16 protein-coding genes are annotated in these 23447 nt (G+C 69.8%); 11 read left to right on the forward strand and 5 right to left on the reverse strand.

The genetic code is table 11. The features are described from left to right. The first annotated feature begins 1 nt into the window (after nt 1). The 10 genes from A9Z05_RS17305 (at nt 2) to A9Z05_RS17350 (ending at nt 12391) form a co-directional block, all read left to right on the forward strand. Entirely contained in the window at nt 2–1225 is a 1224-nt protein-coding gene (locus tag A9Z05_RS17305; protein WP_069619188.1) for an FAD binding domain-containing protein, read from the forward strand. A 73-nt stretch (nt 1226–1298) separates the two neighbouring features. Beyond that, nucleotides 1299–1658 (forward strand): DUF485 domain-containing protein, encoded by a 360-nt coding sequence (locus tag A9Z05_RS17310; RefSeq protein ID WP_069619189.1) that lies wholly within the window; start codon nt 1299–1301, stop codon nt 1656–1658. After that, nucleotides 1655–3340: a cation/acetate symporter ActP gene (gene actP, locus A9Z05_RS17315; protein WP_069619190.1), complete on the forward strand. Its 1686-nt coding sequence runs from the start codon at nt 1655–1657 to the stop codon at nt 3338–3340. The genes A9Z05_RS17310 and actP overlap by 4 nt, the downstream gene beginning before the upstream one ends. Beyond that, the gene (locus tag A9Z05_RS17320) at nt 3337–4467 is read left to right on the forward strand and encodes an amidohydrolase family protein (RefSeq protein WP_069619191.1); all 1131 of its coding nucleotides are present in this window, start codon (nt 3337–3339) and stop codon (nt 4465–4467) included. Before actP ends, A9Z05_RS17320 begins: the two co-directional genes overlap by 4 nt. A 274-nt stretch (nt 4468–4741) precedes the next feature. Then, nucleotides 4742–6022, forward strand: coding sequence for a cytochrome c (locus A9Z05_RS17325; RefSeq protein ID WP_069619192.1), 1281 nt, complete (start codon nt 4742–4744; stop codon nt 6020–6022). Beyond that, a complete protein-coding gene (locus A9Z05_RS17330) occupies nt 6019–6519 on the forward strand; it encodes a (2Fe-2S)-binding protein (protein ID WP_069619193.1) in 501 nt (166 codons plus the stop codon). The genes A9Z05_RS17325 and A9Z05_RS17330 overlap by 4 nt, the downstream gene beginning before the upstream one ends. Beyond that, nucleotides 6519–8780, forward strand: coding sequence for a molybdopterin cofactor-binding domain-containing protein (locus A9Z05_RS17335; protein ID WP_069619194.1), 2262 nt, complete (start codon nt 6519–6521; stop codon nt 8778–8780). Before A9Z05_RS17330 ends, A9Z05_RS17335 begins: the two co-directional genes overlap by 1 nt. Before the next feature lie 103 nt (nt 8781–8883). Further along, nucleotides 8884–9801, forward strand: coding sequence for a LysR family transcriptional regulator (locus tag A9Z05_RS17340; protein WP_069619195.1), 918 nt, complete (start codon nt 8884–8886; stop codon nt 9799–9801). Between the two features lie 181 nt (nt 9802–9982). Beyond that, nucleotides 9983–11200 carry an MFS transporter gene (locus A9Z05_RS17345; protein ID WP_069619196.1) on the forward strand — a complete coding sequence of 406 codons (1218 nt, stop codon included), beginning with the start codon at nt 9983–9985 and terminating at the stop codon, nt 11198–11200. A 78-nt stretch (nt 11201–11278) separates the two neighbouring features. Then, complete coding sequence (locus A9Z05_RS17350) at nt 11279–12391, forward strand: alkene reductase (protein WP_069619197.1); 1113 nt, start codon at nt 11279–11281, stop codon at nt 12389–12391. Between the two features lie 94 nt (nt 12392–12485). Here A9Z05_RS17350 and A9Z05_RS17355 read toward each other — a convergent pair whose 3' ends face one another. The 3 genes from A9Z05_RS17355 to A9Z05_RS17365 all read right to left on the reverse strand — a co-directional run bounded on the left by A9Z05_RS17355 (nt 12486) and on the right by A9Z05_RS17365 (nt 18140). Next, a complete protein-coding gene (locus A9Z05_RS17355; protein WP_069619198.1) occupies nt 12486–13160 on the reverse strand; it encodes a phosphohydrolase in 675 nt (224 codons plus the stop codon). Nucleotides 13161–13241: 81 nt separating this feature from the next. After that, nucleotides 13242–15140 carry an amidohydrolase gene (locus A9Z05_RS17360; RefSeq protein WP_069619216.1) on the reverse strand — a complete coding sequence of 633 codons (1899 nt, stop codon included), beginning with the start codon at nt 15138–15140 and terminating at the stop codon, nt 13242–13244. A gap of 87 nt (nt 15141–15227) precedes the next feature. Then, nucleotides 15228–18140, reverse strand: a complete 2913-nt coding sequence (locus tag A9Z05_RS17365) for a winged helix-turn-helix domain-containing protein (protein WP_069619199.1) — start codon at nt 18138–18140, stop codon at nt 15228–15230. Nucleotides 18141–18541: 401 nt separating this feature from the next. Between A9Z05_RS17365 and A9Z05_RS17370 the strand changes: the two genes are divergently transcribed. Beyond that, complete coding sequence (locus A9Z05_RS17370; protein ID WP_069619200.1) at nt 18542–19462, forward strand: AraC family transcriptional regulator; 921 nt, start codon at nt 18542–18544, stop codon at nt 19460–19462. 65 nt (nt 19463–19527) lie between these two features. On the opposite strand, the gene A9Z05_RS17375 is transcribed toward A9Z05_RS17370, so the two are convergent. Then, a complete protein-coding gene (locus A9Z05_RS17375; protein WP_256122018.1) occupies nt 19528–20517 on the reverse strand; it encodes an alpha/beta hydrolase fold domain-containing protein in 990 nt (329 codons plus the stop codon). A 178-nt stretch (nt 20518–20695) separates the two neighbouring features. Beyond that, complete coding sequence (locus A9Z05_RS17380; RefSeq protein ID WP_069619217.1) at nt 20696–23254, reverse strand: winged helix-turn-helix domain-containing protein; 2559 nt, start codon at nt 23252–23254, stop codon at nt 20696–20698. Nucleotides 23255–23447 lie beyond the last annotated feature (193 nt).

The following is a 23447-nucleotide window of genomic DNA, read 5'->3' on the forward strand; positions in this document are numbered from 1 at the left end:
CATGCGCACCCATTCGACGCATCGCAAGGCCGCCATCGTCGGCGGCTCGCTGGGCGGGCTGTTCGCCGCGAACCTGTTGCTGCGCAACGGCTGGGACGTGGACGTGTTCGAACGCGTGCCCGACGCGCTGTCCGGCCGCGGCGCCGGCATCGTCACGCATCCGGAGCTGTTCGACGTGCTGCGCGCGGCCGGCGTGCGCATCGACGCATCGATCGGCGTGAACGTCGAATCGCGCGTCACGCTCGCGCGGGACGGCTCGCTCGCATCCGAGCGGCAACTGCCGCAGACGCTGACCGCATGGAGCAAGATGTACCACGTCCTGCGCGCCGCGCTGCCCGACCAGCACCATCACGCGGGGGCCGTCGTCGCCGACGTCGCGGACGGGCCCGAGCACGCCACCCTCACGCTGGCCGACGGGTCGGTCGTGCATGCCGACCTCGTCGTCGCGGCCGACGGCTTCCGTTCGGCGATCCGTGAACGATTCCTGCCGGACGCGCGCCTGCAGTACGCGGGCTACGTCGCGTGGCGCGGCCTCGTCGACGAGCGCGAACTGTCCGGGCGCACGCACGCGGCGCTGTTCGACAAGTTCGCGTTCGGCCTGCCGCCGCGCGAGCAGATCCTCGGCTACCCGGTCGCCGGCCAGCACAACAGCACGCGGCCCGGCGAGCGCCGCTACAACTTCGTGTGGTATCGCGCGACCCGCGAGGACACCGACCTGCCGAACCTGCTCACCGACGCGACGGGCAAGCTGTGGGCGACCGGCATTCCGCCGACGCTGATCCGCCGCGACGTGCTCGCCGACATGGAAGACGCCGCGCATGCATTGCTCGCGCCGCAGTTCGCGGAAGTCGTGTCGCGTGCCGCACAGCCGCTGTTCCAGCCGATCTACGACCTCGAGGTGCGGCGCATGGCGTTCGGCCGCATCGCGCTGCTCGGCGATGCGGCATTCGTCGCGCGGCCGCACTGCGGGATGGGCGTCACGAAGGCCGCGGGCGATGCGCTTGCGCTGGTCGGCGCGCTGGCCGCGCATGCCGATCCGCTGGACGCACTGCACGCGTACAGCGAAACGCGCACGGCGTTCGGCGCCGCGATCGTGGAACACGCGCGCCATCTCGGCGCATACATGCAGGCGCAACTGAAGAACGACACCGAACGCGAGATGGCCGAGCGCTACCGCACCGCGGAAGTCGTGATGCGCGAAACGGCCGTGCCGCCGCGGTTCTGACCACCGGCGGGCGCATGCACGACATCTCGCGTCCGCCGCATCGCGCCCCGCCCCATACCGACAAGGAGACACCGTGAACCGCTCGATTCCGGCTGCCGCCGGCCCCGCACCCGATCAGGACGTGCCCGCCGCGGCCACGCATCCGCTGCTGCGCGATGCCCGCTTCCGCCATCTCGTCACGCGAAGGAGGCGCTTCGCGTGGTCGCTGACCGCCGTCATGCTCGCGCTTTACTTCGCGTTCATCCTGTCGCTGGCGTTCTCGCCGGCATGGCTCGGCCGGCCGATCGTGCCGGGCCGCCCGACCACGTGGGGCATCCCGGTCGGCTTCGGCATGTTCGTCGCGACGTTCGCGCTCGTCGCGCTGTACGTGCGGCGTGCGAATGCGGTGCACGACGCGCTCGTCGCGTCGATCCGCGACGGAGGCGCCCAATGAAACGCACCTTCGCCATCCTCCTCGCTGCAACTGCGAGCGCAGCCGCGGCGCCGGCGTTCGCGGCGGGCTCCGCCCCGCTCGCGCACCCGCACAATCCGGTCGCCATCGGCATGTTCGTGCTGTTCGTCGCGTCGACGCTCGTCATCACGCGCTGGGCCGCCCGCCAGAACCGCAGCGTCGCCGATCATTACGCGGCCGGCGGCCGCATCACCGCGCTGCAGAACGGCTGGGCGATCGCCGGCGACTACATGTCGGCCGCATCGCTGCTCGGCATCTCCGCGCTCGTGTTCACGAGCGGTTACGACGGGCTGATCTATTCGGTCGGCTTTCTCGCGAGCTGGCCGATCATCCTGTTCCTGATCGCGGAGCCGTTGCGCAACCTCGGCAAGTACACGCTCGCCGACGTCGTGTCGTACCGGCTGCAGCCACGGCCGATCCGCGCGTTCGCCGCGTCGAGCTCGATCGTCATCGTCCTGCTGTATCTCGTGTCCCAGATGGTCGGCGCCGGCAAGCTCGTCGAGCTGCTGTTCGGGCTCGACTACACGGCCGCGGTGGTGATCGTCGGCGTGCTGATGGTCGTCTACGTGTTCTTCGGCGGCATGCTCGCCACCACGTGGATCCAGATCGTCAAGGCCGTGCTGCTGCTCGCCGGCGCGGCCTTCATGGCGTTCATGGTGCTGAGCCGCTTCGGCTTCAGCCTCGACGCGCTGTTCGCGCAGGCGCTGCGCGTCCATCCGAAGCACGCGGCCATCATGCGGCCGGGCGGCCTCGTGTCCGACCCGGTGTCCGCGGTGTCGCTTGGCCTCGCGCTCATCTTCGGCACGGCCGGCCTGCCGCACATCCTGATGCGCTTCTTCACGGTCGGCGACGTCGGCGCGGCGCGCAAGAGCATCCTCCATGCAACCGGCATCGTCGGGGCCGGCTATGCATTGATCATCGTGATCGGCTTCGGCACGATCGCGCTCGTCGCGGCGGACCCGCGGTATCACGATGCGTCCGGCGCGGTGGCCGGCGGCGCGAACATGGTGGCGATCCATCTCGCGCATGCGGTCGGCGGCAACTTTTTCCTCGGTTTCATCTGCGCGGTCGCGTTCTCGACGATTCTCGCCGTGGTCGCCGGGCTGACGCTCGCCGGCTCGTCGGCGATCTCGCACGACCTCTATGCGAACGTGCTGCGCCGCGGCCAGGCGACCGACCGCGAAGAAATGCGCGTCGCACGCGCGACGACGCTGGTGCTCGGCGTGCTCGCGATCGTGCTGGGCATCGCATTCGAGAAGCAGAACATCGCGTTCATCGTCAGCCTCACGTTCTCGATCGCCGCCAGCTCGAATTTTCCGGTGCTGCTGCTCTCGATCTACTGGCGCGGCCTGACCACGCGCGGCGCGGTGATCGGCGGCACGATCGGGCTCGTCACGGCGGTCACGCTCACCGTGCTGAGCCCGACCGTCTGGGTCCAGGTGCTCGGCCACGCGCACGCGCCCTACCCGTACGAATATCCGGCGCTGTTCTCGATGGCCGCCGCGTTCGTCGCGATCGTCGCGGTGTCGGCCACCGACGGCTCGGCCCGCGCGCGACGCGAACGCGCGCGGTTCGACGCGCAGCTCGTCGCATGCGAACTCGGCGCCCAGCCGCGCCGCGGCGCGCCACAACACGACAATCACGACCTGGAGACGATCCGATGACCTGCCCCTGCTGTCTGCCCACCGGCCGGCGCCGCATGCTCGGCACATTCGCCGCGCTTGCCGTCGCGGCCCTTGCCGGACGCCCGGCCGCGGCCGCGCAACCGGCGCCCGCGTCGTCCGCGGCAGCCACGCTGCCGGCCCGGCGGCCGCGCGCGATCGACATCCACGCGCACTATTACCCGGAAAGCTTCTGCGACCTCGTCGGCGGCGAAGGCAAGCGGTTCGGCGGCGCATTCGCGTGCGACGACACGACGTTCACGTTCCGCACGCCAGCCGGCGGCCTCGGGCCGCTGCCGATGAAATTCATCGACGTCGACGCGCGGCTCAAGGACATGGACGCGTCGGGCGTCGACGTGCAGGCGCTGTCGCTGAGCGTGCCGATGGCGTACTGGGGCGACCGGCCGTTCAACGCGAAACTGGCGCGCACATGGAACACCGCCGCGTCGCGCGTGCACCAGCGGCATCCGGCGCGCTTCGTCGTCCTCGCGACGCTGCCGATGCTCGACGCGACCGATGCGATCGACGAGCTCGAGCGCGCGTCGTCGCTGCCTGGCGTGCGCGGCGTGTACATGGGCACGAACATCGACAACCGCGACCTCGACGATCCGCGGTTCGCGCCGGTGTTCGCGCGCATCGAGCAGCTCGGGCTGCCGGTGTTCCTGCACCCGCAGCAAACCGTCGGCGGCGCGCGCCTCGGCGATTTCTACCTGAGCAACCTGCTCGGCAATCCGTTCGATACGGCAATCGCCGCTTCGCACCTGATACTCGGCGGCGTGCTCGACCGCCATCCGGCGCTGCACGTCACGCTGCCGCATGCGGGCGGCGCGCTGCCGATCCTCGTCGGCCGGCTCGACGCCGGGTGGAGCGTCCGGCCGGAAACGCGCCGGCTCGCGCAACAGCCGAGCCGCTATCTGCGGCGCTTCAGCTACGACACGGTGTCCCACTCGGGGCCGGTGCTGAACTTTCTGATCGAGAACGTCGGCATCGACCGGCTGGTGCTCGGCAGCGACTATTGCTTCGACATGGGCTACGCGCAACCGGTGCGTTTTCTCGACCGGCTGGACCTGCCCGACGACCAGCGCGCGCTGGTGCTCGGCGGCAATGCGGGCCGGCTGCTGCGGATCTAGCGCGGGCGTGCCGGGCGCCGCCGAACCGGGCCGGACCCCGTTCAGAACGTTTCAGCCCGGCTTCAGGAAATGACGCGGGCGTCTGCGTAGACTGGGTGCAAGAGCGACCGCGCAGGCCAGCGCCTGCGCGCCTTTTCGATTGATGGAGTGACAACGTGAATCCAGTTGCCAATCACCGCCGCGCTGCCACGCGTTCGCGGCCCGGCCGGCCGACGCACGACGCCGCGGGCGCGCCGCGCACGACGTGCGGCGCACCGCTTCGCGCGGAGCGCGCATGAAGCACAAACGACTCTGGTTCGGCGCGGCCGGCATCGCGGTCGCGGGCATCGCGGTCGCGATCGGCATCATGGTGCGGCCGTCGATCGCGCCGATCGATCCGCCCGCCCCTGCTTCGTTCGATCCGCAACTGGTGCGCGCCGGCGCGCGCGTCGTCGCGCTCGGCGACTGCATCGTGTGCCACACCGCGAAGGACGGCAAGCCGTTCGCGGGCGGCTTGCCGCTCGCGACGCCGTTCGGCACGATCTACGCGACCAACATCACGCCGGACGCCGAAACGGGGATCGGCCGCTGGTCGCGCGACGCATTCGCCCGTGCATTGCGCACCGGCATCGGACGCAACGGCCAGCCGCTCTACCCGGCGTTTCCGTACATTCATTTCACGCGGATGTCGGACGACGACATCGCCGCCGCTTACGCGTACCTGATGACGCGTGAGCCGGTACATGCGACGGCGCCCGCCAACGACCTGATCTTTCCGCTGAACTTCCGGCCGCTGGTCGCGTTCTGGAACGTGCTGTTCCTGCGCGAAGGCGCGTATCAGCCCGACCCCTCGCAGTCCGCGCAATGGAACCGCGGCAGGATGCTCGTCGACGGGCTCGGCCACTGCGCGTCGTGCCATTCGCCGCTGAACGCGATCGGCGGCGAGCAGCGCGGCCGCGCGTTCGACGGCGGCATCGTCGACGGCTGGGAAGCGCCGCCGCTCAATGCGCTCGGCCAGGCCGCTCGGCCGTGGACGCAGGCGCAACTCGTCACCTACCTGCGCACCGGCCGCGCGAGCGAGCACGGCGCGGCGGCCGGGCCGATGCTGCCGGTCACGCGCGACCTTGCGACGGTGCCGGTGGAGGACGTCGAGGCGATCGCCGCGTACATCCTGTCGATCCAGAAGCCGGCGACCGCGCGTGCGGCCGCGAATCCGCTCCAACGCGCCGCGACGACGCCGGCCGCGCAGCGCGGCGCGACGCTGTTCCAGGCGTCGTGCGCGCAGTGCCACGGGCCGGCCGCGCCGATGCAGTCGATCGGCGAGCGGCCGACGCTGTCGTTCAGCACGGCAGTCAACGCCGATACGCCGCGCAACGCGATCCAGATGATGTTCAACGGGATCGGCTGGCACGGCGAGGACACGCTGAACTACATGCCGTCGTTCATCGACCAGTACGACGACGCGCAGATCGCCGATCTCGCCGCGTACGTGCGCGAGACCTATACCGATCGTCCCGCGTGGGCGGGCGTCGACGCGATGGCCGCGAAGCTCAGAAAAGAGGACACCGCACGATGATTACCCTCACCGTCAACGGCGTGCGGCACACGCTGGACATCGATCCGTCCACGCCGCTGCTGTACGCGCTGCGCAACGACCTGCACCTGCACGGCGCGAAGTTCGGCTGCGGCCTCGGCCAATGCGGCGCCTGCACCGTGATCGTCGACGGCAAGCCGACCTTCTCGTGCCTGATGCCGGTGGCCGCGGTCGGCTCGCGCAGCGTGCGCACCATCGAAAGCCTCGGCACCGCCGAGCATCCGGGCCCGCTGCAGCGCGCGTTCGTCGAGCATCAGGCCGCGCAGTGCGGCTACTGCATCGCCGGGATGATCATGCGCGCGCAGGCGCTGCTCGAACGCAATCCGAAGCCGACCGAACAGGAACTGCGCACGCACATGGAACCGAATCTGTGCCGCTGCGGCACGCACATGCGGATTCTCGCGGCGGTGCGCTCGGTCGCGGGGCTGCCGGCCCCCGAACCGGCTTCCGCTCCCGTCACGATCAGCAAGGGGCTGTAATGAATTCCCACGACGACATCGACGAAGGCCGCCGGCACTTCATCGTCTCCGGCGCGCTGTTCGTCGCGTTCAGTCTCGCGCCCGCGTCGCGCGCGGCCGCGCAGATGGTGATCGCCGACGAAGGCGCGGCCGTGCACGTGGCGAAGGCCACGCAGGCGCTCGCCGGCAGCCTGAAGACCAATCCGCTGCTCGATGCATGGGTCAAGATCGCGCCCGACGGCAAGGTCACCGTATTTACCGGCAAGGTCGAGCTCGGCACCGGCGTGCGCACCGCGCTGCTGCAGGTGGCCGCCGAGGAACTCGACATGAAGCCGTCGCTGATCACGTTCCTGACCGCCGACACCGGCGCGTCGCCGGACGAAGGGCTGACCGCCGGCAGTCACACGATGGCCGACAGCGGCTCCGCGCTGCTGAACGCGACCGCGCAGGTGCGCGCGCTGCTGGTGGAAGGCGCGGCGAAACGCTTCGGCGTCGATCCGCGCGTGCTGACGACCGCCGACGCGGTGATCACGGCGCCCGACGGCCGCACGATGACCTACGGCGATGCGATCCGCACGGTCGACCTGCACCGCAACGCGACGCCCACGTCACCGCTGAAAAACCCGGCGACGTTCGCGGTGATCGGCACGTCGCTGCCGCGCGTCGACATCCCGAACAAGGTCACGGGCGGCGTCAGCTACGTGCAGGACATGCAGCTGCCCGGCATGCTGCATGCGCGCGTCGTGATGCCGCCGGTATACGACGCGAAGCTGCTGTCGTTCGACGAAGCCGCGATCCTGAAGCTGCCCGGCGTCGTGCGGATCGTGCGCAACGGCAGCATGCTCGCGGTGGTCGCGCAGGGCGAATGGCAGGCGGTGGTCGCGCAGCGCGCGCTCGCCGCCGGCTGCCAGTGGTCGCCGGGCCGCAAGCTGCCCGAGCGCAGCACCGTGCATGCGGACCTGAAGCGGATCTCGACGCAGCGCATCGAGATCGCGAACACGCACGCGGCCACCGCGCCGGCCGTGAAGACGCTGAACGCGACGTTCCTGAAGAACTACCTGCTGCACGGGTCGATCGGGCCGTCGTGTTCGGTCGCGCATCTCGAGAACGGGATGATGACGGTGTGGACCCACTCGCAGGGCGTCTATCCGCTGCGCGACGCGCTCGCGGAGATGCTGTCGATGCCGAAGGCGAACGTGCGCTGCATTCACACCGAAGGGTCCGGCTGCTACGGGCACAACGGTGCGGACGACGTGGCCGCGCATGCGGCGCTGATCGCCGCCGCGATGCCGGGCAAGCCGATTCGCGTGCAATGGATGCGCGAACAGGAACACACGTGGGATCACTTCACGCCCGCGATGGTGACGGAGGTCAGCGCATCGCTCGACGCGAGCGGCCGCATCGTCGACTGGAACTACGCGCTGTGGAGCAGCTCGCACAACGAGCGGATCGTCAACGCCGGCCGGCTGCTGCCCGCGCGGATGCTGGAGCCGCCGTTCGTGCCCGCGCCGTCGACGCCGATGCTGCAACCGGAGGGCGGTGGCGACCGCAACGCGATTCCGCTGTACGCGCTGCCGAACCAGCACATCGTCAACAACTTCTCGCCGACGATGCCGCTGCAGACCTCCGCGATGCGCTCGCTCGGCGCGCACACGAACGTCTGGGCGATCGAAAGCTTCATGGACGAGCTCGCGCACGCGGCCGGCGTCGATCCGGTCGAATTCCGGCTGCGTCACATGGAAGACCATCGCGCGCGGCAGGTGATCCAGCTCGCCGCGAAGCACTTCGGCTGGCCGCGGCCGCCGCGCGCGCGCAACCGCGGCGTCGGCTTCGCGTTCGGCAAGTACAAGAACCTGATGGCCTACGTCGCGATCGCGGTCGAGGTGTCGGTCGTGCCGGAAACCGGCCAGGTGACGCTCGAACACGCGGAAGCCGCCGTCGACGCGGGGCAGATCGTGTCGCCGGACGGCATCCGCAACCAGATCGAGGGCGGCATCGTGCAGGCCGCGAGCTGGACGCTGTACGAGGCGCTGAAGTACGACACGGAACGGATTCGCAGCTTCGACTGGAGCAGCTACCCGATCCTGCGCTTCTCGGCCGCGCCGCAGAACGTGAAGGTCCATCTGGTCAACCGCCCCGGCGCGCCGTTTCTCGGCGCGGCCGAGGCGTCGATGGGGCCGACCGCCGGCGCGCTGGCCAACGCGATCTTCGACGCGACCGGCCAGCGCATGCGCGAAATGCCGTTTGCCGGTGATTCGCTGAGAAAGCGCATCGACGCCTAGCGGTCGGTCGCACCCGCTACGCGACACGCCCTATCCGATACCCGACAAGACGGCGCCGGCACGCACCGGCGCCGCATGCCGACAGGCTGGAGAGCTTCCGACGATGGATACCTTGCTTTCGATGCGCGTGTTCACGCGCATCGTCGAAACCGGCAGCTTCACGCGCGCGTCCGACACGACCGGCCTCACCACGCCGCGCGTGTCCGCGCTGCTGAGCGCCCTCGAGCAGCATCTCGGCTGCCGGCTGCTGAACCGCACCACGCGCCGCATCTCGCTGACCGAGGACGGCCAGGCGTATTACGAACGCGCCGTCGCCGTGCTGCGCGAGATCGACGACATGGAGGCGTCGGTGTCGCAGGCCCGCAACGTGCCGCGCGGCCGGCTGAAGGTGAACCTGCCGCCCGCGATGGCGAAGCAGGTCGTCGTGCCCGCGCTGCCGGCGTTTCTCGACGCCCATCCGGACATCATGATCGAACTCGGCGTGACCGACCGGCAGATCGACCTCGTCGGCGAAGGGGTCGACTGCGTGGTGCGCATCGGCGCGCTCGACGATTCGGGGATGATCGCGCGGCGGATCGGCAGCCTGACTACCTGCACGTGCGGCTCGCCCGCGTATTTCGCGCGGTGCGGCGAGCCGGAGACCGTCGACGATCTCACGCAGCACGTGGCGGTCAGTCACATCTCGGCCGACACCGGGCGACCGCGCCCGTGGGACTACGTCGTCGACGGCGAGCCGCGCATCGTGCAGATGTGCGGCACGGTGGCCGTCAACGACGCGGACAACTACATCGAATGCGGCGTCGCCGGCATCGGCCTGATCAAGACGTCGCTGTACCTCGTCGAGCCTTACCTGAAATCGGGCCGGCTGCGCGAGGTCCTGACCGATTTCAACGCGCCGCCCAAGCCGATTTCGGTGCTGTATCCGCCCAATCGCCACATCCCGGTCAAGCTGAAGGTGTTCGTCGACTGGCTCGCGGGCCTGTTCGAGCAGATTCCGACGCTGCAGGGCAAACGCGGCTGAACCGGCGCCGCGCGGCACCTTTGCGTGCCGCGCAACACTCGATTGCGCGGCGCCTCGCTTCCGGTTTTATCGATTGATCAATAGTATGAACGGCAATGCGGTACACCGTAGCGCGGCCGAGCGACTTCGATGCCGGCGCGACGCTTCGGTGTCCGGCCCTTCTCTTTTCCAGGAGTCGATCATGTCAACGAATTCAACACCGCTCGCGCCCCCCGCGCACGGCGCCAAACTCACGCAGGGGCTGATTCTCCTGTTCGCCTTCAGCTGCGGCGCGATCGTCGCGAACCTGTACTACGCGCAGCCGATCACCGAGCTCATCGCGCCGGGCCTGCACATGTCCGGCAACACGGCGAGCCTGATCGTGTCGCTGACGCAGATCGGCTACGCGCTCGGGCTGTTCTTCATCGTGCCGCTCGGCGACCTGCTCGAAAACCGCAAGCTGATGATCGTGACGGCCGTCGTGTCGATCGCGAGCCTCGCGGCGGCGGCGTTCGTGCGCACGCCCGGCCTCTTTCTCGCGATTTCACTGCTGATCGGGTTCAGCTCGGTGGCCGTGCAGATCCTCGTGCCGCTCGCCGCGCACCTCGCGCCCGACCATTCGCGCGGACGCGTCGTCGGCACGATCATGAGCGGGTTGCTGCTCGGCATCCTGCTCGCGCGGCCGCTGTCGAGCGTCGTGGCCGACGCGTTCGGCTGGCGCTTCGTGTTCGCGGCCGCCGCCGTGCTGATGACGCTCGTCACGGCCGTGCTCGCGCTGACGATTCCGTCGCGCCAGCCCGATCACCGCGCGACCTATTTCGAACTGATCGGCTCGCTGCTGCACCTCGTTCGCACGATGCCGGTCCTGCGCCATCGCGCGTTCTACCAGGGCCTGATGTTCGCGTCGTTCAGCCTGTTCTGGACCGCCGTGCCCGTCGAACTGACGCGTCACTACGGGTTGTCGCAATCGGCGATCGGCCTGTTCGCGCTGGTCGGCGCGATCGGCGCGACGTCGGCGCCGGTGGCCGGGCGCCTCGCGGATGCCGGCCATACGGTGCGCGCGACGCTGATCGCGCTCGTCGCCGGCGCCCTCGCGTATGCGGTCGGGTTCGTGCACGGCGCCGGCCTGTACGGGCTCGTCGTCACCGGCATCGTGCTCGACTTCGCGGTGCAGATGAACATGGTGCTCGGCCAGCGCGAAATCTACGCGCTGCATGCGGCGAGCCGCAACCGGCTCAATGCGCTCTACATGACGAGCATCTTCGTCGGCGGCGCCGTCGGCTCCGCGCTCGCGAGCCCGCTGTACGAACACGGCGGCTGGCCGCTCGTCGCCGCGGTGGCCGGCGCGTTCCCGATCGTCGCGCTCGCCCACTACCTGCTCGTCGGCCGGCCGCACGCGCAACGTCACGCCGCAGGTTGAACCCTCGTCACACGTCGAATCGATCCGTTCGCGGGGCGCGAAGCCGCCCCGCTCCCCGTCGAACCACAGGAGTCCATCATGTCTTCCCTGCTCAGTACCTACGATCTGCGCGGCCTCGCGCTGCCGAACCGCGTCGTGATGGGGCCGATGACGCGCTCGCGCGCGCCGTCGCGCGGCCTGCCCACCGAACTGATGGCCGAGTACTACGCGCAGCGCGCGTCAGCCGGCCTGATCGTGACCGAGGCCACCAACGTCAGTCGGGCGTCCGCCGCATTCGAGCTGACGCCCGGTCTCGTCGACGATGCGCAGGCCGCCGCGTGGAAAATCATCACCGATGCCGTCCATGCGAACGGCGGGCGCATCTTCGCGCAGCTGTGGCACGGCGGCCGCGTCAGCTCGCTGACGCTGCTCGGCGGCGCCGCGCCGCTGTCGCCGTCCGGCGTGAACGACGACCTCGAACAGTTGCAGGTCTGGGCGCAGTTGCAGAACGGCTACTACACGAAGATTCATGCGACGCCGTCGCGCGCGATGACGACCGATGAAGTCGTCGCGGCCGTCGACGAATTCCGGCAGGCCGCCGCGCGCGCGATGGCCGCGGGCTTCGACGGCGTCGAGATCCATGCGGCCAACGGCTACCTGCCGCACCAGTTCCTGTCGTCGACGCTGAATCGCCGCGACGATCGCTACGGCGGATCGGTCGCGAACCGCGCGCGCTTTCTCGAGGAGATCGTCGACGCGGTCGGCGGCGTGATGCCATTGAGCCGCGTCGGCGTGCGCATCTCGCCGTATGCGAAATACAACAACGTGCGCGACGCCGATCCGGACGCGACGCTCGCGTACGTCGGCCGGATGCTGGACACGGCAGGCGTCGCGTATCTGCACGCGGCCGACACCAACGGCTGGAGCGGCGAGCCGGATCTGCCGCGCATCGTCGAGCACGCGCGCCGGTCGTTCCACGGCACGCTGATCGTCAACGGCGGCATTTCGCCGGACGCGGCGAACGCGCTGATCGACGCGGGCGACGCCGATCTCGTCGCGTTTGCGCGTGCGTATATCGCGAACCCGGATCTCGTGGAGCGCATCGCGGCCCGCGCACCGCTCGCGGAACCGAAGGCCGCCGGCTGGTACGGCGGCGACCGCGCCGGCTATGTCGACTATGCGCGGTACGACGCGGCGCCCTCGCACGCGTGATCCGCACGGGCGGCGCGCCAGGTGCGGCATCCCGGGCGCGGCCGCGCGCCGCAGCCGGTCGAGCGTGCGACTGCCGCACGCCGGACCGGCGCCGTCACGTGTCGTTCCACCGTGCGCCCAGCACGCGCCCGCAGAAATTCGGCCGATGAAAATCCGGATCGACGCGTTCGAGCACGTCGGCGCTCCACGTGCCGAACGTCGACTGCGGCCGGTGCGCGACGCCGCGCGCGACCAGGTCGAGAAACGCTTCGGGAAAACCGCTGCCGCGCGGGTAAGCCGCGAGGAGCGCCGTGCGCTCGTCGGCGGTATAGGCGTCGAAGTCGGTCGCCATCAGGTCCGTCGACATCGCGCACGCCAACGCGCGCGCAAGCGGCGACGCGCGGACGGCCACACCCGGCGTCGTATGCAGCGCGATCGCATGCCATACGTCGTCGCGCATGCGCTGCGACCGGCGGTGCCGCAACAGCAACGCACGCGCGGCATCCGCGCCGTCGAGCTCGTAGCGTTCGGTCGAACGGCCGTACGCCGGGCTCAGCCCCATGTTCGCGTACATCGCGGCGACGTACAGCGCATCGGCGTCGCACGCGTCGCCCGCACGCCGCGCGGCGAGCGACGCGAACACGAACACGCGCGACGCGTGATCGACGAGCGCGGCGGGCAACGACGCGCGGGCCGCGTCGGCTGCCTCGGCCGCAACGGGCGTGCGCGGAATGCGAACGCCGGCCACTTCGTCGCCGGTGGCCGATGCGCGCGGGTGCGCAGCATTCATCCTGTCTCCTTCATGCCCCGTGCCCGGGGCGGAAAATCGTTCCATGCACGGCGACGTGCGGCGCGCGCCGGCACGCGCCGCTCAAAACGCGACGCAGCAGCCGCCGAAGGCTTCGCAGCGTTCGGCGGCCGCACTTGCCGTCGGATAGCGCGACCGCGCGAAGCGGCGCCCGTGACTGTGCGCCCGGCACGCGTCGATGCCGGAAGCCGCGCAAGCGTCGCCTGCCGCCGACGCGTGCGGCGCGGCGCGCCCGCCGCCGTCCACCGCATCGGCGACGCCGCCTGCGGCGACCGGCGACCATGCGGGGCTGACGGGCGGCGGCGGCGGCGCCAGCGGCGAGAATTCCTGTTCCGCGTGCACGACCTTGCCGTCGACGACCGTCAGCACCGACGACAACGCCGGGATACGCCGCGCGTCGACCGTGAAGTAGTCGTCGCTCAGCACCGCGAAGTCGGCGTACCGGCCGGGCACCAGCGCGCCCTTGCGATGCTCGTCCGCGGAGAACCACGCGCTGCCGACCGTGTAGCGGCGCAGCGCCTCCATCCGGCCGAGCCGGTTGCGCGCGGGATACAGCGCGGTGCCGCCGACGCTGCGCCCCGACACCATCCAGTACAGCGCGACGAACGGGTTGTAGCTCGCCGCGCCCGTCGCGCCGGAGCCCGCACCGACCGGCAGCCCGGCCGCGAGCATCGCGCGGATCGGCGGCGCGCGCGTGGCCGCCGCCGCGCCATGGCGCGCGATGAACGCTTCGCCCTGGAACGCCATGCGCGGCTGCACGGTGATGCCGCCGCCCAGCGCCGCAACACGCGCGATATTGGCATCCGAGATCGTCTCGCAGCGATCGAAGCTCCAGCGCAGCCCGTCGAACGGCGTGTCGCGATCGACCGCTTCGAACACGTCGAGGAAGCGGCCGATCGATTCGTCGTAGGTCGCATGCAGCCGGAACGGCCAGCGGTGACGCACGAGCAGCCGGACGATGGCCGCCAGCTCCGCGTCGACCGACGCGGGCAGGTCGACGCGCGGTTCGAGAAAATTCCCGAGATCGACGGCCGAGAACAGCAGCCGCTCGCCCGCGCCGCTCGCGCGCAGGAACGCGTCGCCGCGGCCGGGCGCCGTCAGCGCGATCCATTTCGCGAAGTCGTCGAGTTCCCGGCCGGCGTGCCGCGCGCCCAGCGCATAGGCGATGCGCGTCGTCAATTCGCCGCGCCGCGCGAGCGTCGCGACCGCCGCATAGTCGTCCGGATACGCGAGGCCGTCGCCACCGGCGTCGATCGCGCTCGTCACGCCGACGCGGTTCAGCGCGCGCATGAACTGCCGCGTCGAGTTGACGCGGTCGTCCGCATCGAGCACGGGCGCGCGGGCCAGCGCCGCGCCGAGCACCGCCGGGTCCGGGCGCGCGAGCAGCAGCCCGGTCGGCCGCCCGTGGCGGTCGCGCCGCAGTTCGCCGCCGGGCGGATCGGGCGTGTCGCGCCCGTAGCCGAGCGCGCGCAGCGCGGCTGCATTCAGCCACGCACTGTCGGCCAGATGCTGGATGAACACCGGCGTGTCGGGGGCAATCGCGTTGAGCTCGGCCGCCGTCGGGCCGCGCTTTTCCGCGAACTGCAGCGCGGTCCAGCCGCCCGCCACGCGCGCCCATTGCGGCGCGGGGGTGCGGCGTACCTGCCGGCCCAGCAGCTCGAGCGCGTCGGCCAGCGACGGCACGCCGTCCCAGCGCACCTCGAGGTTGAAGTTCATGCCGCCGCGGATCGCCTGCAGGTGCGCGTCGATCAGGCCCGGAATCACGGTACGGCCGTTCAGATCGATTCGGGTCGTGTCGTCGTGCGCATGGCGCAGCACGTCGCGATCGTCGCCGGTCGCGACGATGGTCCCGTCCTTCACGGCGAGCGCGCGGACGAACGAGCGCTGTTCGTCCTGGGTCGCGATCTTGCCGTTGAACACGACGAGGTCCGCCGAACGCGCGGGTTCCGTCGCTCTAAGCACCGTCGGGCCTCCCGTGCGCGCCCGCGCGCGCGTCGGCACGCATGCTGCAATCACGCGACCGCACTGCCGTACCGGTTTCGCGCATCGTTATGCCGCCTGTTGGGCCGCGTCGGCGGCATCGCGTCGCGCGCGCGTCAGGGACGGCGCGAGCGGCGCATCCGGACGAACGAAGTTCTGCACGCGCAGCAAGCGGCGCACGTCGTGAGCGCGCGAATGCGGATCGAAATGCCGCGCGACCCCGGCGACGAGCGCCGATGCCTGCGCGGTGTGCCCGCGCTCGATCAGGTGATCGGCGAGATCGAGCGAGCCGCGCAGCGCCCACATCGCGGCGCCCTGCGCGTTCGCGGTCTGGATCGCCATCTGCAGATGACGATGCCCGTCCGCCTCGTACGCGACGGCGAGATCCGCGCCGACGGTGCGCGCCTGCTCGAGCATCGCGACGCCTCTCACGCGCAGCAGTTCGGGGACGAACAGGTGCTCGCCGTGCGCGCGGCACCGCGCGAGCGTCGCATCGAGCCGGGTGCACGCTTCATCCGCGCGGCCGGTCCGCACGAGGCCCTCCGCATATGCGACGGTCAACGGCGCGAGCACGCGCCGGAATCCGCTCGCCTCGACGCGTCGCAGCGCGGGTTCGAGCCGGGCGAGGCCGGCGCCGGGATGGCCGGACTGGATGTCGAACTGACCGGTCAGGCATTCGGCGTGACTGCGCCAGATGTCGAACCCGTGCGCGTCCGCGGTCCCGCGCAGCGTCGCGAGATAGTCGGAGGTGATGTCGTGATCGCCGTAGCGCAGCGCGATCGGCACGGCGGCCGCGCCGAGCACGATGCACAGCGCGAGTGGCGACGGGCCGCGGCGCGCGCACTCGACCGCCTGCGCGGCGACGCGCATCGCATGCTCGGGCTCGCCTTGCATCCACAGAAGACGGATCAGCATCGTGCGGCCCAGCGTCGCCATGTCGACGCCCAGCGCGGCCTGCGCGCACGGCGATTCGCCCGCGTCGGCGAGCTCGGCCGTCGCCGCTTCCAGCCGCTCGCGCGCCTGCGCATGCTCGCCGAAGTAATGCAGCGACGTCGCGACCATCGTGTTCGCCAGCAACCGCTGCGACCGGTCGCCGCGCCGCTCGGCCGCCCGCTCGAAGCGCGTCGCGTAGCGCAGCGATTCGTGAATGTCCGACAGCGTCAGCATCGTGTTCCACAGCCCGACCAGCGCGCGCGCGTCGAACGCATCGTCGCCGACGTGCGCGGCGAGACCGAGCGTGCGGTCCCACATCGCGGCGGCGGCCAGCGCGTCGCCGTCGGTATGCAGCAGCGCCGACGCGCAGGCCGCACGCAGCCGCATCTCGCGCGCGGCGTCGACCGGGTCTGCCGCGCCCGTGTCGAGTTCGTCGAGCACCTCTCTCGCGCGCGCCGTGCACGCGCGCATCCGCGACGGCTCCAGCAGCGCGCGCGCCAGCCGGTCGGGCTCGGGCACGCCGGCGGCGTCGGCGGCGTCCGCCGGTTCGTCCACGGCCGGCGCGGGCGCATCGGCAAGCGGCACGTCGGCGGGCGCCACGAGCCGCACGGGCGCGCGCGCGCGCTCGTACTCCGCATGGCGCGCGACGATGCGCTCGAACTCGCCTTCGTTGTGCAGTTTTTCGACCGCATACGCGCGCGTCGATTCGGTCAGCCGATAGCGCGCATACGCGCCATGGAACTCGACGGTCACCAGCGATTTCGCCACCAGCTCGCCGAGCACCGCGATCATGTCCGCGGCCGACGTGCCGGGCTCGGTGGCGACCGCGTACGCGGCATCGAACGAAAACGGCCCGATGAAGCACCCCATCCGGCGAAACAGCGCGCGCGCGGCCCGATCGAGCAGCACGTAGCTCCAGTCGAACGTCGCGCGCAGCGTCTGATGACGCGGCAGCGCCGAACGCAGCCCGCCCGTCAGCAGGTTCAGCCGGTCGTCGAGACGCGACGCGACCACCGCGAGCCCGAGCGTCGCCACGCGCGCCGCGGCCAGTTCGATCGCGAGCGGCAGCCCATCGAGGCGCCGGCAGATGTCGCCGATCAGCCGCACGCCGGCTTCGTCGACCGCGCAATCCGGCGCGGCCGCGCGCACGCGTTCCAGGAACAGCGCGACGGCCGAACAGCGGACGATTTCGTCGGCGGACGCGTCGCCGTCCGGCACCGCGAGCGGACTCATGCGCAGCACCGCTTCGGCCGAGATGTGCAGCGGCTCGCGGCTCGTCACGAGCACGCGCAGCAAGCCGGCGCTCGACGTCAGCGTTTCGACGAGGCTCGCCACCAGATCGACGATGTGCTCCGCGTTGTCGAGCACCAGCAGGCAGGGCGACGTCGCGAACGCGTCGCCGATGCGGTCGAGCGCGGGCACGCCGTGCGTGTCGAGACCGAGCTCGGCGGCAAGCGCGATCAGCATGTCGTCGCGCGTCGACGCACGCGCCAGTTCCACGAACAGCACGCGCTCGCGCGAGCGGCTGCGCACGCCGTGCGCGACGCGCACGGCAAGACTCGTCTTGCCGATGCCGCCCGCGCCGACGAGCGTGACGACCGGCGTGCGTTCGAGCATGTCGACGATCTGCGCGAGTTCGGCGTCGCGCCCGACCAGCGGCGCGAGCAGCGGCGACGCGGGCGCATCGGGCAACGCGACGACGGCCGGCGGCGTCGCGACGGCCGGCGCGTCGACCACGGGCACGAGGTCCGGTCCGGACGACGCGCTCGCCACCAGCAGGTAGCCGCGCCCGGGCACCGTCTTGATCAGATCGCGGCTCGCGCCGAGCGCCTTGCGCAGCGTCGCCACATGCACCTGAAGCCGGTTCTCCTCGACGATCAGGCCCGGCCAGACCGCGTCCATGATGTCGTCCTTCGACACGACCGAACCGCTCGCGCGGTGCAGGACTTCGAGAATGTCGAGCGCGCGCGCGCCGATGCGCAGCGACGCGCCGTGCCGGCGAATGTCGCGTTGCTCGAAATCCACAGACAAAGTTCCGATCTGGATCATGGCCGCCTCCGGGTCCCTCGGGATGGCTGCCCGATGAACGCGGCAGTTCACCCGGCAGGAAGTCCGCGTCCGGCGCGCCGTTGCACCGGACGGAAAGTGTCGAATTCCGGACCGAGTGTAGACGGGTGGTCGCCGGAAATCTTGAATGAAAATGCGCTCTGGCCGCGGATTTCGGTGGAGCGCGGCCGGCACGATCACTTGCGTGTAAAAGTCGGGCGCTATACTCTGCCGGGCCGCTCGCGCAGGCGTCGAGCCGGGTGGCGCACTCGCCGCGCACACGCATTGAAAGCAATTTGTCAGGATGGCCGGCGGACGTTTATGCAAATTCATTTTGAACGTTCGCGTGCGCATCTAAACTGGACTCGTCATTTCACGCTCCGAGTCCCTCGTTGGGGAATTCCATGTCAGACTCCGTCATCGCCGCGCCGGTGGCATCGGCTCCGCGGCGGCCGAAAGACACGCTCGGTTGCGTGTCGAGCCTGCTGGCAAAGGATGTCGAGACGACATCCGGCGGCCTGAGGCTGCACCGCAAATGCATGCGCGAGGCGCACGTCGAACGCATCGAGATGCCGCCGTGCGACCGCGGCTTCCTGGTCGGCGTGTCGCTGAGCGGCGGCCACCGCCGCACGCTTTATGGGCGCGCCGGCGCGAGCGAGCGCCGGTTCCAGCATCACTCGATCTACATTCGCGACTTCTCGCGCCATTTCCACGCGGATCTGTACGGCCACTTCGACTTCGTGCTGGTCGAGCTGCCGCATGCGTATCTCGAACGCGTCGGCCCCGAGCACGGCGGCCAATCGATCGGCGGCCTCACGTGCCGCCCCGACGTGCGCGATCCGGTGCTCGGCCATCTCGCGCACGCGGTGGCCGACAGCCTCGACGCAGGCGGCCCGCTGAACGCGCTGTTCATCGAACAGATCGGGCTCGCGATGGGCACGCACCTGGTGCGCCGCTACGGCAACGCACGCACGCGCGAGCTCGAACGCAAGGGCATGCTGTCGCCCGCGAAGGTGGCGCTCGCCCAGGAGCTGTTGATGGAAAAGGCGGACCTCGGCGTATCGATCGAGGAAGTGGCGAACGAATGCGACCTGTCGCGCGGCTATTTCATCCGCGCGTTCTCGCGCACGACCGGCCGCACGCCGCACCAGTGGCTGCTCGAACAGCGCGTGACGCGCGCGCGCGAGCTGATCGAGACGTCCGACATGACGCTGGCCGACATCGCGGTCGCGTGCGGCTTCGCCGACCAGAGCCATCTGAACCGCGTATTCGCACGGATCGTCGGCCATCCACCCGGCGCGTGGCGGCGTGCGCGGTCGCGCTGATCCGCCGCCCGGGCGCGTCAACGCGCTACTGCCCGCTTTCCTGACGCGATCGATCTGTCCCATATTCAATGTCCGCGCAGCGTCGCGCGGATCGTGCCGCATGCCAATCGCAACGCAGCCTCGGTGGGCGGCGTGTCGGCAAGGCCGTCGAGCACCGTGAAATCGCGAATCGTGCCGAGGCAGCGAACCGCGCTGACGCGAACCCCGGCGAGCATCAGCTTGCGAGCGTAGGCTTCGCCGTCGTCACGTGCGACATCGTTTTCAGCCGTGACGATCAGCGCGGGAGGCAGGTCTTCGAGATCCGTGTAACTCGCGTTTAGCGGCATTGCGATTGTTTCGCCGAGGTTTTCTGACGGAAAGCGCGCCCATGCGTGCATGCGCCCCGTGTGTGCGGTAAAGCTCGGACCGTCGGCGCATCTCGCTGCCGAGGCGCCCGCCGTGCTTGTCGAAAGCGTCGGACACAGCATGATCTGAAGCGCGATACGGGGGCCGCGACGCGCCTTGACCAGCAGCGCGAGGGTCGCGGCGAGATGACCGCCCGTGCCTTCGCCGGCGACGATAAGGGTGCCGCCGTCGAGATTCAATGCGCGTGCGTGCTCGTGCAGATGGACGAGCGCGGTGAACGCCTGCTCGTTTTGGGTCTGAAAGCACGCAGCGGGTGCCGAGGTGTAATCGACGAGTACGACGGCCGCCTCGGCGTCGGTGGCGATCCTGCGCGCAAGCCGGTTGTCGCTTTGGCAACCCGCGAAGCTCGCGCCGTCCGGCAGGAAGAGCACGGCGGGCAGCGGAGTGGGCGCCGCCTGCGGCGGCCGTACGATCCGGATCGTGAAATCCGAGGCCGCCGCGCCAGCTTTCAGCGCGATTTCTTCGGCGTGTATCGCGTCCGTCGCATCGCCGTTTGCCCATTCGCGCAAACGCTCTGCCGGAACCCCTGCCTCAGTGGCATGGTCGACGAACGATTGCGTTTGCGCATCGAGGATCGGATACGAGTCTGCGGATCTAATCAGGCCCGGTGCGGCGTCTTCGGGCAGACGGGCAGACGTGAAATCGTTCATGGGGCAGTTTCCGATGAGTGAGCTTGCTTGTCGATCCGGCACCGTTGGCCGTCGACAGAAGAAATTCTCATCGGATTCCCGCACGAGCGACAGTTAAGCGTTGCTAAGAGGCGTTAAGCCCGTGTCCAGCAAAGCGTTCGCGCTCGTGACGCACGCTTCGAGCCGATTTACCGTCGCTTCATGTCCGCACACCGCGCGTTGCCGCGACTTCCAGCAAATGCGCCTGTAACCACGATGGCGTGTTCGCCCGTCCAGCTTCGATCAATGCGTTTGCGCTCCCTGCGTCGCCAGCGCACGCGAACACTTCGAGTTGCATCGGGGTGGCGCCTGCCGGCGTGACAGGTCTGCCTTCGTGAATGGCCTCGAAGCCCTCGCCCCATTTGTCCCAATACGCGAGACCGCGCCGGCGCGTGCGCTCGCGAAGCCGCACGGTCCATTCGCGCGCGAGCGCCACTTCGCCTTCCCATGTCGCGACGGCGATCGAGCCGATCGCGAGCCCGTAACAGACAGTCAGATCGTGATCGATCGCGAGCGCCTCCGTCGCGCAGTCGCGCGCGAGCGCCATCGCCGCGTCCGTCTCGCCCTGCAGCCACAGAATGCGCATCAGAATGGAAATCGCCGCGATATGCGCGTCGACCTGCGCGTGGTTCGCGTGCGTCGCGCGCACCGGGTCCTTGTCGCGAGCCATCACCGCTTCGATCAATGCGCGCGCGATATCGTGGTCCCCGAGGAAGTGATGTGACAGCGCACACATCCGTTCGCCGGTTTGCGTCGTCGAAAAATCGCCCGTGCGTGCGGCGGCAGCGCGAAACGCACGCGCATGTTCGAGGCTTTCCGCGTACGCGCCCGCGAGCGTCCGATGCGCCCACACGCCCCACAGCATGCGCAATGCGAGCCGGTCGTCGCCGAGGCGCTGCGCGGCGGCCTGTGCGGCGTCGAACGCGTTCGCCATCGCCGCCGTCGGCCCGCGCGTGTGCCAGAGCGCGTGACCGTACGCGGCGAGCAGTTCGATATGCTGCTCCTTGCCCGCCAGATCCGAGTTTTCCGCCGCGGCGATTGCGCGCTCGGCCATCCCGAGGAACTCGTGAGGTAGCGAAAGATGAAACCACAGCGGCGCCGTCGCGATCAGCAGGTCGATCGCGAGCTTCGGCTCGCCATCCTGGCCCGCCGCCCAATCGAACGCGGCTCGCACATCGTCGATTCGCTGGCTGTGAATCGCGAGCCACTGACGCGGCGCCTTGCCTTCCCACGCCGCCACGGGGTCGGCAAAAATCGCACAGCAGTACAACGCATGGCGGCGGCGCGCGTCATCGAGTTCGTCCGCCTCTTCAAGTCGCATATACGCGTAATGGCGCGTCGTGTCGAGCAGTCGATAGGGATGATCCGAATCGTCGATTGCGCAGGCGATCAGCGACTTGGCGATCAGGCCGGTGACGGCGTCGAAGGCTGCGAGGTCATCGACGTCGCCACCGGCTGCGACAGCCGCGGCGGCATCCATGCCGAAGGCGGCCCGCATGACCGAGAGGCGGCGCAGCACCTGGCGCTCCTCCGGCCGGAGCAATTCATAGCTCCAGTCGAGCGTTGCGCGCAGCGTCTGCTGGCGCGCAAGCGCCGTGCGGCGGCCCTGCGTGAGCAGCGCGAAGCGGTCGTCGAGCCGCGCTGCAATCGAATGCACGTCCATCAAGCCGACGCGCGCCGCCGCAAATTCGATCGCGAGCGGGATACCGTCGAGCCGTCGGCAAATATCGATGACGGGGCCCAGATTCGCGTCGCTCAACGCAAACCGGTCATTGGCGGCGCGCGCGCGGTCGTGAAACAGCGCGATCGCCGGGAACTGCATGGCGTCGTGGAGGCTCACGCCTGCGTCAGTCTCGGGCGACGGCAACGCGGCGAGGCGATGGACGGATTCGCCTTCCGCGCGCAGCGGCTCGCGGCTCGTGACCAGCAGATGCACGCCCGACGCGCCTTGCAGCAGTTGCTCGGCGAGCACGGCAACGGCATCGATCAGATGCTCGCAGTTATCCAGCACCAGCAGCACCGGCGACGCGCCAAGCGCCTGGATGAGGTCGGGTACCGGATCGCCGCTGGAGACGGCAACGCCGAGCGCCGACGCGATCGTACTGGCCGCGCTCGCGGCCGCGGAAACCGGCGCGAAATTGACGAACACGGCGCGCACGCCGGTGCGCTGGGCGAAGCGATGCGCGACGGCGACGGCGACGGTCGTCTTGCCCATGCCTCCCGGGCCGGCGATGGTGAGCAAGCGTCGCTCGGGCAAGTGGTCGGTCAGACCTGCGATGACATCCTCGCGGCCTATCACGCGAGCGAGCGTGACCGGCATGCGTGAACCGCTGTCGGACCCGGTGGAAGGCCGGGTTGCGTGCGTATGAGGCCGTGGTGCGGCCGGGTCCACTGCTTCGGCCCGGGTAACGGGCGCGGCGAAACGATAGCCGCGTCCGGTCTCGTTGACGATGTAACGCGCACCGTCCGGTCCGTCACCGAGCACCTTGCGCAGCGCCGACAGATGCACGCGCAGCGCGCCTTCCTCGACGACGTTGTCCACCCAGACGCTGTCGCACAGATTGCGCGTCGAGACCAGCGCGCCCGCCTGCTCGACAAGTACGACGAGAATGTCGAGCGCGCGGCTGCCGATTTTCAGCGGCGTCCCGTCCTTGAGCAGGACGCGTTGCGGGAATTGCAGCGTAAAAGGGCCGAACGCGAGGCTGTAAGGAGCGGTCATCGAGAGCGTCATCGCGCGGGTTGAGTGTCGGCCAATACGGTGCGCCGGGCGCGCACATTGACGCAAAAACGGCCAATCATTACTCAAAAGCGCAGTACGCGCCCTTAAAAGATCTTAAAAAAACCTGTTTTGCTGCAGCCGACGAGGATCGGCACGGATCCGGGCGCCGACTTAGCAACGCTTAACAAGTCGT

This window comes from Burkholderia sp. A2 (assembly GCF_001729305.1).
GTDB lineage: Bacteria > Pseudomonadota > Gammaproteobacteria > Burkholderiales > Burkholderiaceae > Burkholderia > Burkholderia sola.